At 34.8% G+C, this 13,618-nt stretch carries 9 protein-coding genes and 3 pseudogenes; 7 read left to right on the top strand and 5 right to left on the bottom strand.

Going from position 1 to position 13,618, the window contains the following annotated elements:
- Positions 1 to 54 precede the first annotated feature (54 nt).
- Positions 55 to 2,409, top strand: a complete 2,355-nt coding sequence (locus tag MWH06_01665; GenBank protein UPA55376.1) for a type VI secretion protein — start codon at positions 55 to 57, stop codon at positions 2,407 to 2,409.
- A pseudogene (locus MWH06_01670) lies at positions 2,390 to 5,219 on the top strand (hypothetical protein). Before MWH06_01665 ends, MWH06_01670 begins: the two are co-directional and overlap by 20 nt.
- Before the next feature lie 381 nt (positions 5,220 to 5,600).
- Here MWH06_01670 and MWH06_01675 read toward each other — a convergent pair.
- The 3 genes and pseudogenes from MWH06_01675 to MWH06_01685 form a co-directional block, all read right to left on the bottom strand.
- Positions 5,601 to 6,574: pseudogene (locus tag MWH06_01675) on the bottom strand (IS110 family transposase).
- A 131-nt stretch (positions 6,575 to 6,705) separates the two neighbouring features.
- On the bottom strand, positions 6,706 to 7,587 hold the full coding sequence (locus MWH06_01680) for an IS3 family transposase (GenBank protein ID UPA55717.1): 882 nt from the start codon (positions 7,585 to 7,587) through the stop codon (positions 6,706 to 6,708).
- Between the two features lie 14 nt (positions 7,588 to 7,601).
- A complete protein-coding gene (locus MWH06_01685; GenBank protein ID UPA55377.1) occupies positions 7,602 to 7,862 on the bottom strand; it encodes a transposase in 261 nt (86 codons plus the stop codon).
- A gap of 611 nt (positions 7,863 to 8,473) precedes the next feature.
- Between MWH06_01685 and ltrA the strand changes: the two genes are divergently transcribed.
- The 3 genes from ltrA to MWH06_01700 all read left to right on the top strand — a co-directional run bounded on the left by ltrA (position 8,474) and on the right by MWH06_01700 (position 11,074).
- Positions 8,474 to 9,721 (top strand): group II intron reverse transcriptase/maturase, encoded by a 1,248-nt coding sequence (ltrA, locus tag MWH06_01690; protein ID UPA55378.1) that lies wholly within the window; start codon positions 8,474 to 8,476, stop codon positions 9,719 to 9,721.
- A gap of 139 nt (positions 9,722 to 9,860) precedes the next feature.
- A complete protein-coding gene (locus tag MWH06_01695; protein UPA55379.1) occupies positions 9,861 to 10,619 on the top strand; it encodes a hypothetical protein in 759 nt (252 codons plus the stop codon).
- Between the two features lie 266 nt (positions 10,620 to 10,885).
- Entirely contained in the window at positions 10,886 to 11,074 is a 189-nt protein-coding gene (locus tag MWH06_01700) for a hypothetical protein (protein UPA55380.1), read from the top strand.
- Here the strand turns inward: MWH06_01700 and MWH06_01705 are convergent.
- Together MWH06_01705 and MWH06_01710 are read right to left on the bottom strand one after the other, a co-directional pair.
- Positions 11,046 to 11,681, bottom strand: coding sequence for a hypothetical protein (locus MWH06_01705; GenBank protein UPA55381.1), 636 nt, complete (start codon positions 11,679 to 11,681; stop codon positions 11,046 to 11,048). The two genes, MWH06_01700 and MWH06_01705, sit on opposite strands and share 29 nt — an antisense overlap.
- A 245-nt stretch (positions 11,682 to 11,926) precedes the next feature.
- Positions 11,927 to 12,217, bottom strand: a pseudogene (locus MWH06_01710) (hypothetical protein).
- A gap of 73 nt (positions 12,218 to 12,290) precedes the next feature.
- On the opposite strand from MWH06_01710, the gene MWH06_01715 reads away from it, so the two are divergent.
- Together MWH06_01715 and MWH06_01720 are read left to right on the top strand one after the other, a co-directional pair.
- Entirely contained in the window at positions 12,291 to 12,551 is a 261-nt protein-coding gene (locus tag MWH06_01715) for a transposase (protein UPA55382.1), read from the top strand.
- 14 nt (positions 12,552 to 12,565) lie between these two features.
- Positions 12,566 to 13,447 carry an IS3 family transposase gene (locus MWH06_01720; protein ID UPA55718.1) on the top strand — a complete coding sequence of 294 codons (882 nt, stop codon included), beginning with the start codon at positions 12,566 to 12,568 and terminating at the stop codon, positions 13,445 to 13,447.
- The last annotated feature ends 171 nt before the right edge of the window (positions 13,448 to 13,618 follow it).

Consider the following 13,618-nt stretch of genomic DNA (forward strand, 5'->3'; position numbering starts at 1 on the left):
TAAAAATTAAGGTAGTATTTTTATCTTTTTTAATTATCTTTATTGAATACGCATATGCAGTTAAAAGTACCAACAGTTAACTCTAAGCTTGAAAAAAAGAACAACTTAGCATTACTAGAAAGCATCGATTTAGATTTTACTCCTTATGCTTGTCATTACAATAAAGAAACTATACTAACAAAACAGGGAGAATTGTTAAAAATAATCAAGTTAGAAGATTATTCTTCTGTTGATAATTACAGCGACCTTAGAACTGAAATTAGAAAAAGTATATCAAAAAATATTAATAGCCTATATTTTACCGTTTGGATTCATACTGTCCGAAAGCGCAATAAATTGAGCTTAAAATGGAATAAAACTGAAGACTTCTCTGATAAGTTACATTCAGCGCGGTTTGATAAACTCACTGATAGTAAATTACAGTATATAAATGAATTATATATTGTAATATTGTTTAGCGATTTTGGTAAGCATACCAATAATTCATTTTTTTTAAATAGAATAAAGAATAAGCATAAGCTGTCTTTACAAGAAAGTCACCAGGAGTTGCAAAAGATAACTGACTTAATTCACGATGATTTAGGACCTTTTGGAGCTAAAAAACTGGGTCTAAGATTTAGTGAAGGTAAAATATATTCTGAAATGATAGAATTTCTCCACTACATTGTTACATTAACGCACAAAGATTATCCAATACATGAAAGGGACCTGTCGCAATATATTAGAAATTTTAAAATAGCTTTTGGTTTCAATACGTTTCAGACAATCTTTGAAAATCAACAGAAATTTGGCTCTGTTTTCAGCATAAAGGAATACCGAGAAATCTCCTTAGGCAATATAGATAGGTGCTTGCAGCTTGAATCTGAATTTATCATTACAGAAATAATGATATTTACTAGTAATAGTAAGGCAATAAAAGAATTTAATAAACAAATTAACATGCTGCAAATTAGTGAGGATAATACCTTACTTAAAAGCTCAGGAATTGAAGACATAATAGAGCTTGAAAAGACCTCTAGTATAGACTTCTGCCAACAGAAAATTATTTTTACAATATTTACAGACGATAGGAATAAGTTAGCTGAAAGTATTGGTGATTTATCCTCTATAATGTCATTGATTGGCTTCATGATATTTAGAACTGATCTACATATGGAAAGTCATTTTTGGGCACAACTTCCGGGCAATTTTACCTTTATTACACAACCGAAAAATATATTAGCAAAATATGCTTGCAGTTTTGCTATGCTGCATGATTTTACGTCAGGTACATTAAAAGGAGGAAGGTGGAAAGAAGCGGTAACAGTTTTTTTCTCAAAAGAAGGAAATCCTTACTTCTTTAATTTCCATGGAAAAAGAAATAATGGCCATACTACGATACTTGGAGCTCCAAATTCAGGCAGAACTTCACTCATTAATTTCCTATTATCAGAATCAAGAAAGTTTAACCCAAGAATTGTCATATTGGATAACACTGGAAAGTCGATAATTTTTACTAAAGCAGTGAGTGGTAAATATTATATAATCGATCCGAAGTATAAGGACAAAAGCCTAAAATTTAATCCACTAAACATTGAAGATAGTGCTTCCAATCGCAATATGTTGGTTGAACTGATCAAAAGAATGGTAGCCGATATGAGCTTGGTGGACGTAGAAGAAAAGATAAGAAAAATTGTGGATTCTATATTTGCTATACCCAAGGAGTCACGTTCTATTGCGCAAATTTCTGAGGTGCTTTTGCTCCTCGGGGGTAAAATAAGTAGATGGTGTGAAGGTGGTGAGTTTGCTTACTTATTTCAAGATGGTAATGAATCAGATATTGACTGGGAAACAAAAATTATATCTCTCAACACCGCAAACCTCACAAAACGAAAAGAATGTATGTCCGTGATACTTTACTATTTTTTATATTCTTTTGAGGCAAAATGTGATGGCTCGCCTGCAATACTTGTTTTGGATGAAGCATGGGAGATAAGTAATATCTTTCCTACAGAGAAAGAGTTTGATAACTGGATGCAAAGAATGACGGAACTAAATGTTGTGGTAATCCTAAGTACTGAAAATTTGAATCTCGCATTTGCTAGCAAATTTACTCAATATTTAGATAAACATGTTGATACAAGAATCTTAATGCCGAACGTCAATGCAAATAGATTATACATGAAGGCATTTTCTTTATCAAAAGAGGAGCTGAATATAATTCTGCAGACGCCAACACAGGAAGGTTTATTTTTGATAAAACAGTATAAAGGGTTAGTAACTTTAAATTTAGATTTAAAGAATATGCAAGAAATACATGTACTTTCAGCTAACAAAGAGACTATAAAGTATATGTACGAGGCAATAAAGGAAAAAGGAAAAGAAGTTAATGAGTGGTTACCGGTGTTTTATGAGAAGTGTAAAGCTTAATTTCTTATTGATGTTCTTTTTGATATTTGGTCTTTCGTATCAAGGATATGCTGATTGTTCAACATTTGTAGAAAGTAATACCGAAATTGAAGCTGCAGCTAACAAGGCTGGAAAAGGCTTGAAGAATTTTTTTAGCTTCAATTGGAGCAATCTAGATTTTGATGAAAAATTATTGCAATATATCAAAGTCACAGCAATAAAAGACCAAGGAGTTAATGGTTATTTTAATCCAAAGATTCAAGTCTGTGATTATGAAGGAAAAGATAATTGTTATATATTACCTAGTGGGACATCCTGCCGCCAGATATATGGTACACAAGATACAGGAGGTGGAGTCTCCGCAGCAGTGTTTATTGATTGGGAAGGAGATAAAACATCTGTTGATGCAAAAATAGCAGATAGTCTTGAGTGGGAATGGGCAGACAATGTTACTGATGAAGAAAAAGAAGATTTGCTAACTCTCCTAAGATATGCGCCTGCAGTCAAAAAGGGGCTTGTATGTCAGGAATTTCTTCGTGGGGTGCTAAAGTGTTTTCGGGAGCAAATATTTTTCGTCTTGGAGATATGGATAAAGCTTGTGACACCTGTTACCAAAAGAAGATAAAATGTGCTCCTGTGCCACTTGCACCTGGCCCCCTCCGCTTTGCGAGCAACTTGCGATGTCACCTCCACAAGTTAGAATTGTTCCTATAACAGATAAAGACAATGATTACTTTGATCCTAAGGTTAAGGTAATAGCTGGTGATCTAATAAAAGAAGACGGAAAGATTGGAGAAAAATTAGATTTCCCTAAAGGGTATGGAGAAGATAAAGCTGAGTGGCGCTCTATTTTAGACAAAGATGGCATCACGTACTACTTCAAAACTTATAGAGAAAAAGATAAGCTCTGCGCTGAATACCTTGGAACTCAAAGTATAGATAAAAAAAATCCACAGTTCGTCCGCTGTTTCCCGGCACCACCTGCTCCAGAGCCTAAAATATTAAGGATAGTGGATGCAAATACATTAGAAATAGAAATGAAGATGAGCGAGAGCACTTGTATTTATAGAGCACATGGAGTCTACAGCAATGGTTTCTGTGCTTTTAATGTTAATGCTGGTTCTTTTACAAACATTGGCCCTCTATCTTTAAAAGTAGTACAACCAGCAATAGTAGCAAAAACAACTGATAGTAATAACGAAAAAAGTTATATTGATAATATTATAGAAGGTATATTAGAAAGTAATCCGCAACAATTTAAAGTTCTGAAAGAATATGGCTATGTTCCTGATATTGAAACAGAATGTAAAGAGTTTCAAGGAAATAAATGCAAATTGAACAACTTAGGACAACCAGAAATAGAAGTAAAGTATAAAGAAAATTCTAACAGTAAAATGCTCTGTCTTTCTGGATGGCAGCCAGAACCAAAGGAGTTTGTCCTTAAAAGAGGAGATGAGATAATACCACTAAAATTAATGGGAACACAATATATTGAATACAATGCTGTTTACTCAAAGGAATCAAATCAGTTCTATTATCTTCCAAGCAAGGAAAAGGAAATAGTCGACCTATTAAAAAGACCTCAAAAACAGTTGGATGGAATGATATTCAACAGGCAAGGGTATGTTTTCTTCCCTGACGAAAATAAACAGGAGAAGGGAAAATGCAGTTACTGTGTAAAAAGAAATGATGAGATAGACAAAGCATTTGCATCTGATAAAGGACTGAAAGTAGTATATAAATTGACAGATTTAGAGCAATATTTAAATAAAAAAGATGGTAGTCCATTTTACTTAAGATATGAGAAAGTGGATTGTAAAGACAAAGATGGCAAAACATTGAGAAACGAAAAAAATGAAGTACAGAAGTGTACACAATTAAAAGATCGACCAATTAAAGCAAACAGAACAGAGGTCTTTTACGCTGATAAATTGTGTAGGTTCGATTTAGAAGGTCTCAAAAAGAAATTAAAAGAAAAATTAAAAGAGAAAAAATTAAAGGAGAAATTAAAAGAGATAATCGAGAAAGAACTGGAAAAAAAGAGCGAAAAGTCCCATGATTTTGGAAGTAGAAATCATGATGTGGATGGCTCACAAATAACATCTAGCCGTGTTGAAATAGAAGTGTGGGGATGTGGTGAAGCAGGTCACATAAAAGATACACCTTACACTTACACACCTAATTCCACTGAAAGTAGAGTAGGAATGCCAGGAGATTATATTAAAGCTGCATTGGAAATTGATCCTGATTATCCTATCATTAACATTGAAGTTTCAGAGGGAGGAGGTAACAGAGAAAAGAGATACACAGATAAGGATGGGGGTCCTATTTTTATAAGAAAGTGTCGTGTAGGCAAACAAGAGTGCAAGGATTTAATCACTATGGGAGGTGGAGGTATCTATAAAGAGTATAAGTATAAAGGTCGGTATAGGGATTATATGGAAACAATAATTGATGATAGTGTAAAATTAAAAGAAAAAACCACAATAATAGGATTGCAGGATACTGAAGATAATAGGATAGCATATATAGAAAATGGTGAAATCAAGTATGAAACAATAGAGTGTAGCAGTGGTTTTAGAAGCAGTAAACCTGGTGCAGGTGGTTGCATTGATAAAAGCAAAGGAATTTATGGTAAAGGCTCTGCAGGGTATGTGAAGATAACGCCTATTATAAAGGGATTTGACATAAACATAATAGATGATGCTATTGAAAAAATGATAGGAAATCGATATGATCTCGGGAATGTTAGGGATTTTTTGACAGGTGATGCTGACACGAGTATAATTAAGATGATTGAAGAGGAAATCAAAAAAGAATTGTTAAGGTAAAAAGATATAACTCTAAATTGATATAAAAAAATGGAGGTTTGACATGAGTCAAAAAATAGTAAACAGAACAACCGGATTGGTAGATTATAAAGAATTAGAAACAAATATCTTATCGTCTATACGAGAAGGAAGATACCGTCTTGTCAGTCAAAAAAAAATTATAAAAATTGAACCTTAAGCTGTATTGTAAAATCACAAAATACTGCCAACAGTTTAGTGGTATAAAGATTATTATAGTTAATGTATATGTTGATAAGTAAATTCCTGCTGTCTTATATATAAAACTAATTTACTTATCAACATATCCACTAACCAACTACATTCAATAAATTCGTGTAAGATGCCATTTTATATGAGATGGCTTAGAAGCATTTTTTGATTTTAAACTCCAGTCAACCTCTTAGCCCTATAGTTTTTCTGGATCAAAAGCCTTCTTTGAGCTTAGAACACCAAAAACAATATGGAGTAACTTACGCATCGCAGCTCCCACAATGGCCATATTATGCTTGCCTTTTTCTTTTAATCTCTTGCAAAAAGTTATAATAATAGGATTGTGATTTTTAGCTACTATAGCAGGAAAATACATTGCCTTACGTAGTGTTCGTGAACCTGATTTACTTAATCTGGGCTTGGCATATACAGATGAACCTGATGTTATATTTCGTGCCAGCGTATGCTGCCAATTGCCTGGCATGTATAAAAGCCTTTATGTCAGGAATTTCCGCTAAAATAGCTATTCTCTCCTATACCTGAATAGGAGTTGAAAATCTTCCAACAATTCTTTGTGTTGTTTTAATAGTTCACGTATGGAGTTTTTTATTGTTTCTATTTTTTGCTCTATGTTGATTGCGAGGTCTTCCCAAGCATTTGCAACTTCTTTAGGTAGCCTCTCTTTTTTTCTAGGTGGTTATTTACTAATGTCAATTCATCTTTTAATGCAGCCGAGCAACGATAAAGATGTTTCAATTTTTTTAACTCAGGAGCAGGTGGTGTCCAGCGAGTTGGTTCTTGTCTTTGGCAATAATCAGCAATAATTTCTGCATCAGTCTGATCATTTTTTTGTCGTATAAGCTTACTCCTCGCATAAGATTTTATGCAATAAGAACACTAACAAAATGTCCAGCGTTGTGCAGAAACTCAGCCAAAGCTTCGCTATAACAACCAGTAGCCTCCATGCAGGCTTTTACTTCTTCTACATTATGTTTTTGTAGAAAGCTAAGTAGACCTTGAAACCCAGAATCCTCGTTTTTAAAACTCCTTTTTCTAGTTTCACGTCTTCCTTTTTTGCTTATAAATGAGAGAAAAACATCAAAGCGATCTTTCGATACGTCTATGCCTAAAAAGTTGTTGATCATATATACGTTACCATTAAAAATGAAAAGTAAGGCTAGTCTTGTGAATACAGAATTAGAACCATTTAGGTTTTTCTACGATACCGTCCAGCTGACCTTACCCAGGAAAAGTGGAGAGAAAGTTGGGAATGTTTTTACAAAGAGAATGATGAATCAAAAAGCTCAGGGATGCAATAGTTAATAGTAGAATGTCTGCGTTGTTTGTTATAAAAAATTTCTATATATTCAAATATAGCAGTTTTAATAGACTGTTTGGAGTACTTAGCAGTATTTATTAATAACTCTCTTTTCAGAGAACTAAAGAAACTTTCTACAACGGAATTGTCGTAACAATAGCCTTTGTGACTCATGCTAGGAACTATGTTCTTTATAGCTAGTAGATTTTGGTAATTTTTTGAAGTATATTGTGAACCTTGATCGCTATGTAATAGTAGATTCTTGGGATGGTTACGCTTGTAAATGGCCATTAACAAAGAGTCAATAACCAACTGTTTATTTATTGAGCTACTCATCGACCAGCCAACTACCATACGTGAATATAGATCGATTACTACTGCCAAATATAGCCATCCTTTCTTGGTTCTTATATAAGTAATATCAGTCACCCACACTTTATTTGGTTGATCGGTAATAAAATTTTGATCTAATATATTGGGAACTATGACTCTATTGTCAGTTTGCCGTTTCTTGGTTTTAAATTTTCTTTTAAGTATAGCCTTAATGCCATTTTCTTTCATAACATTTTGCACTGTTTTGATGTTGTAATTTTTACCTAAAGCTTTCAATTCAGCATGAATTTTAGGGGCACCATATCTGCATTTAGAAACTTGATGTATTTTTTGAATATCTGCTAATAGATCTTTTTTTGCCAATTCCCTATTGCTTATTTTTTTAGCAAGCCATTTGTAATAACCACTAGCAGATACACCAGAAATTCTACATAATTCTTGTACTTTATAGCAATTGCTATGCTCTTTTATAAAAAGATATTTTACTCTTTTTGACTGGCAAAATATCCCAGGGCTTTTTTTTAAATGTCTCTTTCCCTTGTTACTCTTGCTAACTCTCTCTTTAAGTCAAATCTCTCTTTATCATAAGGCGCTACGTTACCCCTGCCCGGAAATGCATTTACTGCTGACTTTTTCTCGTTATACTTCTTTATCCACTTACCTAATATACCGGGATTTATACCTAGATCCCTTGCTATTTGTGAAATTGTTTCTCCCCTTTCTCTGAAAAGTTTTACAGCTTCTTCTTTGAACTCTGCTGTATACTCTCTTCCATTTGTCATATTGCACCTCTTTATGAAAACATTTTTTACTATAAAAACGTCTCAACTTTCTCTCCACTTTTCCTGGCGTAATCTTTTACGCAGATGATTGTGCGCCGTAGAGACACGGGAAGTGTTGAAGCTTGCAGTAGATGAGGGAGGGCCCCTCGGAGCCGGTTTGCAAGAGCAGGCTTCAAACAGCCATAAGCTGCTTTAGTAAAGAGCTAAGGTAGTGAGCGTTATGGAAAAGGCACAATTATGTGTCATGTATGAAATAGAGAGACGAACGTAAGTGAACCACTGATGAGGTGTCGAAAGCGTAGGGACGACGTCAAAACCAGGGGGTAGTCGTTAACCTGGGATAAATCTACCAGGAGCTTGTTTACTGGGTAGGTGGCGTCCGGCATAAAAGTGGCGTGAATCTATTTTAGGCTACTGCATGGAACTACGGGAACCTGTCGTTTTGATGATAAGGGAGAAGTCCAAAGAGCCGATCTCTGAGGATGAGAGTACCGATGCGAAAAACAGGGGCGGATCAGCTCGTAGTAGTGAAGAAGTTTCTGTAATGGAAATGGAGCGAAGGAGCTGAGTTATTTAGTTTTAATTATTTATCAACCGAAAGGGAGGAGTTAATGAATAAAACAAAGTCTTTTGATATGCCGAAGCAACTTGTTTGGAGAGCTTATAAACAAGTATCGAAGAATAAAGGAGCGGCTGGTGTAGACGAGGTTACGATAACAAAGTTTGAAGAAAATCTAAAAGATAATCTATACAAACTATGGAATCGGATGTCATCCGGAAGTTATTTTCCAGAGCCAGTAAAAGCTGTTGCAATACCGAAAGGTACAGGAGGAGGACAAAGAACTTTATGTGTTCCTTCAGTATCAGATAGGATAGCGCAAACAGCAGCTACAATGTATCTTGAACCGTTAGTAGAGCCGATATTTCATAAGGATTCATATGGTTATAGACCAAATAAGTCTGCATTGGATGCGGTATATACAGCACGGAAGAGATGTTGGAAAAATGATTGGACAATAGATCTTGATATATCTGGATTTTTTGACAATCTGGACCACGATTTAGCACTGCAGGCTATCAAGAAACACACAGACTGCAAATGGGTCATATTGTATGTTGAAAGGTGGATGAAAGTCCCGATTCAGCAAGCAGATGGCAACAAGGTAGCTAGGGATAAAGGAGTTCCGCAAGGAGGTTCAATAAGTCCAATCATCTCAAACATATTTATGCACCATGCATTTGATATGTGGATGAAACAAAATTACCCAACGGTACCATTTGAAAGATGTGTGGATGATGCGATAGTACACTGCAGAACTAAAAGACAGGCAGAGTTTATGAAAGCAATGATTGAAGAAAGATTGGCCAAGTGTAAATTGAAGTTGCGTCCTGAAAAGACACAGATTGTGTACAATAAGGACGACGACAGAAAAGAAGAATATCCCATACAAAGCTTTGATTTTCTAGGCTATACTTTCAGACCTAGAATAGCAAAGAATAAGATGAGGAATTATTTTGTCTCATTTCTACCAGCAATTTGTAACAAAGCCAAAAAGAAGATCAAGAAAACCATAAAGTCATGGAGAATACATCGGGTCACGTGGACCACATTAGAGGAAATATCGAAGAGAATAGATCCAATAGTCAGAGGCTGGTTTCAGTACTATGGCAGGTTTTATAAATCAGAGATGTATCCATCTCTCAGAAATATAGAGAGATACCTCATAAGATGGGTCAGAACCAAGTATAAGAAACTTCGAGATCACGGAAGGCTAGCAAAGCAATTTCTAGGAAAAGTGAGAAAGAGGTCTCCAAATATTTTCTATCACTGGACACTTGGGTTAGGATCAAAAGACTAAATAATGGGAGCTGTATAAACCGAGAGGTTTCCGTACAGTTCTGCGAGAGACTGGTGGGGAAGCTCCGCCGGTCTACTCTCCTTGTCATCATACATGAGAGTGAAGAAATTATTCTTAAGGCGAAAGTTCTGGTTGAAGAATGGTTAAAAACCATAGGTCTAGAGCTAAAGCCATCAAAAACAAGATAACTCATACTCTAAAGGGAGAAAAGCCAGGTTTTGACTTTCTGGGGTTTACGGTAAGACAATATCCAGTAAATCGTGGTAAGAGAAGCCATAAAACAATAATTATGCCAAGTCGCGAATCCGTGAAACAGCATACATGGGTCATCAAACACAAACTGAAGAAATTGCGTGGTGAATCGCAGGGAGCAGTAATAAAACACATTAACCCAATTATTAAAGGATGGTGTCAATATTACACTTCAGTAGTATCATGTAAGATATTTAGTTTGTTAGATCACATTATGTTTGGAAAACTTTGGAAATGGGCAGTATATAAACACCATAACAAAGGAAACCGCTGGATCAAGGAAAAATACTTTAAAAAGTATGGTAACGATAATTGGCGATTTATGACAAGTAATGGAGTAAATCTTACCAGACATGGAGATTACGTTATTAAACGGCATACCAAGGTGAAAGGAACCAAGACACCATATGATGGTGATTGGGTATACTGGAGTAATCGTCTGAAGAGAGTACCAGATAAGCCAACAAGAGTAACAAATTTATTGAAGTTACAACAAGGTAAGTGTGATTATTGTCAACTTTGGTTTAAAAATGATGATATTTTGGAAGTACATCACAAAGACCAAAATAAGAAAAACAATATAACCAAAAACTTATCTTTGTTACATGGACATTGCCATGATAATTTACACAGAAAGTGTGCATGACAAGCACCAAATTGCAGAGGAGCCGTATGACGGTAACCTGTCACGTACGGTTCTGCAGTCGAGTGGGGAGAGGTGACTTTCTCCACTTAGATAACATCTTAACATAATATGCGAAAAAAATGTGTATATTTTGTAAAAAAAAACTTGCTTTTTATGCCAAAATAGCCCTAAGTGAAAAAGTAGCTAGTAAACAAACAATATTTGCTAAGCGCTAAAGTGAGCCAAATTGGAGGCACTTTATATTACATTAATAGCTGAGGAAAGTTATGGTAAAATTCAGTAAAAAAGAAAGAGAAGAATTTAATAAAGCGTGGAAAGGGGTATTAGATAACTCAATAGAAAATATTAATAAAAAAGACACAAAAGGGAGGACGATGTTGCATTATGCAGTAGGGATGCCAGATCCAAAAAAAGTGAGGTTATTAATCAAAAAGCAAGCAGACAGTGTGCCGTAGAGACACAAAGGATGTTCATAAAAGGGCAAACTAAGTGCAAAAGCTGCGCAGTAGATGAGGGTGGGCCCCTCGGAGCCGGTTTACAAGAGCAGGCTTCAAACAACCATAAGCTGCTTTGGTAAAGAGCCAAGGTAGTGAGCGTTAATGACTTTGACTTATCCCATGATTTTCTATCCTCTTCATGCACATCTATTGTGTTATATGTTTGATAGTTGGAAGATGTGCTGAATGCCACATTAAACTGATCAGGAGAATACCCACCGTTATATCTTATTCCATTTGCCTCACAAACTGCATTAAATTCGTCCTCTATGTCTTTACCATCATCCAACACTAAAGAAGAACAACTCACTGAAAAATCAGCACCTGCTTCGTCTATTTTTGCTGTAATACTGCTATCGCTACTATTGCTAATCACATTTAAAGAAGCTAGTTTGCATTCAGTGTTCAGGTCAGGTTCTTGCTTCGTACCTTTTTCAAACAATTCAATTCTCTCCTTAACAGATAGTGTAGAATTTGAAATATTATTTTCTACTTCTTCAGAAAACGATGCTTCATTATTTGTTTGCGACGTTACTACTCCAGCTAACGTCTTTGCTTGATTCATTGAGTACATCACATTTAATCCAAAATTATTTATTACGCTAAACTCATTAAAATACGGTATATACCAGTTACACTAACTCTTATAGTTTTACCTGATGCAATTGTTCCACTTTCACGCCACTTAAGGCAAAAGACGATTTTTGTCTGCAATAAGTATCCGCCGAAGATTTGTTTAAAATGAGTATCACAACTAATATATGGATTAGGCTTACTAAATTAATAAAGAACTTTTCTAGTCATTTTAAACTATTTACTATAAAATGTATTTTTCATCAACCCTTCCAATGCACCTTTTATTTGCTCACTCAATGTTTCATGTATCTTCTCTGTATCATTCATCAATGCCAGCAACTTCGATACTCTTTCTGGAATATTAAGTAAATTATTATGTATAACTCTTGCTACATTAAATGCTCCTGTTTTTACTTCTTCTACTGCTACAAGTTCTCCTATCTCAGCTTTTGCCTTTGCCTCCAATAATCTTCCCCGCTCCATTTCATTTTTTATCCGCGTTTTTAGCAACATTGTGGAAAGTGACCTTACCCAGGAAAAGTGGAGAGAAAGTTGAGACGTTTTTATAGTAAAAAATGTTTTCATAAAGAGGTGCAATATGACAAATGGAAGAGAGTATACAGCAGAGTTCAAAAAAGAAGCTGTAAAACTTTTCAGAGAAAGGGGAGAAACAATTTCACAAATAGCAAGGGATCTAGGTATAAATCCCGGTATATTAGGTAAGTGGATAAAGAAGTATAACGAGAAAAAGTCAGCAGTAAATGCATTTCCGGGCAGGGGTAACGTAGCGCCTTATGATAAAGAGAGATTTGACTTAAAGAGAGAGTTAGCAAGAGTAACAAGGGAAAGAGACATTTAAAAAAAAGCCCTGGGATATTTTGCCAGTCAAAAAGAGTAAAATATCTTTTTATAAAAGAGCATAGCAATTGCTATAAAGTACAAGAATTATGTAGAATTTCTGGTGTATCTGCTAGTGGTTATTACAAATGGCTTGCTAAAAAAATAAGCAATAGGGAATTGGCAAAAAAAGATCTATTAGCAGATATTCAAAAAATACATCAAGTTTCTAAATGCAGATATGGTGCCCCTAAAATTCATGCTGAATTGAAAGCTTTAGGTAAAAATTACAACATCAAAACAGTGCAAAATGTTATGAAAGAAAATGGCATTAAGGCTATACTTAAAAGAAAATTTAAAACCAAGAAACGGCAAACTGACAATAGAGTCATAGTTCCCAATATATTAGATCAAAATTTTATTACCGATCAACCAAATAAAGTGTGGGTGACTGATATTACTTATATAAGAACCAAGAAAGGATGGCTATATTTGGCAGTAGTAATCGATCTATATTCACGTATGGTAGTTGGCTGGTCGATGAGTAGCTCAATAAATAAACAGTTGGTTATTGACTCTTTGTTAATGGCCATTTACAAGCGTAACCATCCCAAGAATCTACTATTACATAGCGATCAAGGTTCACAATATACTTCAAAAAATTACCAAAATCTACTAGCTATAAAGAACATAGTTCCTAGCATGAGTCACAAAGGCTATTGTTACGACAATTCCGTTGTAGAAAGTTTCTTTAGTTCTCTGAAAAGAGAGTTATTAATAAATACTGCTAAGTACTCCAAACAGTCTATTAAAACTGCTATATTTGAATATATAGAAATTTTTTATAACAAACAACGCAGACATTCTACTATTAACTATTGCATCCCTGAGCTTTTTGATTCATCATTCTCTTTGTAAAAACATTCCCAACTTTCTCTCCACTTTTCCTGGGTAAGGTCAATGTGTTTTCCATATTGACCTTACAGTACGTAGCTTTGATATAGAAGTTTGGGTAATGTTATGATAGTAATTTTTATAATTCTATGTGCAATCTTCATAGCTGTTTTAGACAGTTCACTAGATTCTTAA

This window comes from Wolbachia pipientis, assembly GCA_023052945.1.
Taxonomy (GTDB): domain Bacteria; phylum Pseudomonadota; class Alphaproteobacteria; order Rickettsiales; family Anaplasmataceae; genus Wolbachia.

What these genes read in the sequence shown, in the direction of transcription:
- MWH06_01665 (UPA55376.1), top strand. Translation starts at nt 55, where the DNA reads ATGCAGTTAAAAGTACCAACAGTTAACTCTAAGCTTGAAAAAAAGAAC.
- MWH06_01685 (UPA55377.1), bottom strand. Translation starts at nt 7,862, where the DNA reads ATGACAAATGGAAGAGAGTATACAGCAGAGTTCAAAGAAGAAGCTGTA.
- ltrA (UPA55378.1), top strand. Translation starts at nt 8,474, where the DNA reads ATGAATAAAACAAAGTCTTTTGATATGCCGAAGCAACTTGTTTGGAGA.
- MWH06_01695 (UPA55379.1), top strand. Translation starts at nt 9,861, where the DNA reads ATGGTTAAAAACCATAGGTCTAGAGCTAAAGCCATCAAAAACAAGATA.
- MWH06_01700 (UPA55380.1), top strand. Translation starts at nt 10,886, where the DNA reads ATGGTAAAATTCAGTAAAAAAGAAAGAGAAGAATTTAATAAAGCGTGG.
- MWH06_01705 (UPA55381.1), bottom strand. Translation starts at nt 11,681, where the DNA reads ATGAATCAAGCAAAGACGTTAGCTGGAGTAGTAACGTCGCAAACAAAT.
- MWH06_01715 (UPA55382.1), top strand. Translation starts at nt 12,291, where the DNA reads ATGACAAATGGAAGAGAGTATACAGCAGAGTTCAAAAAAGAAGCTGTA.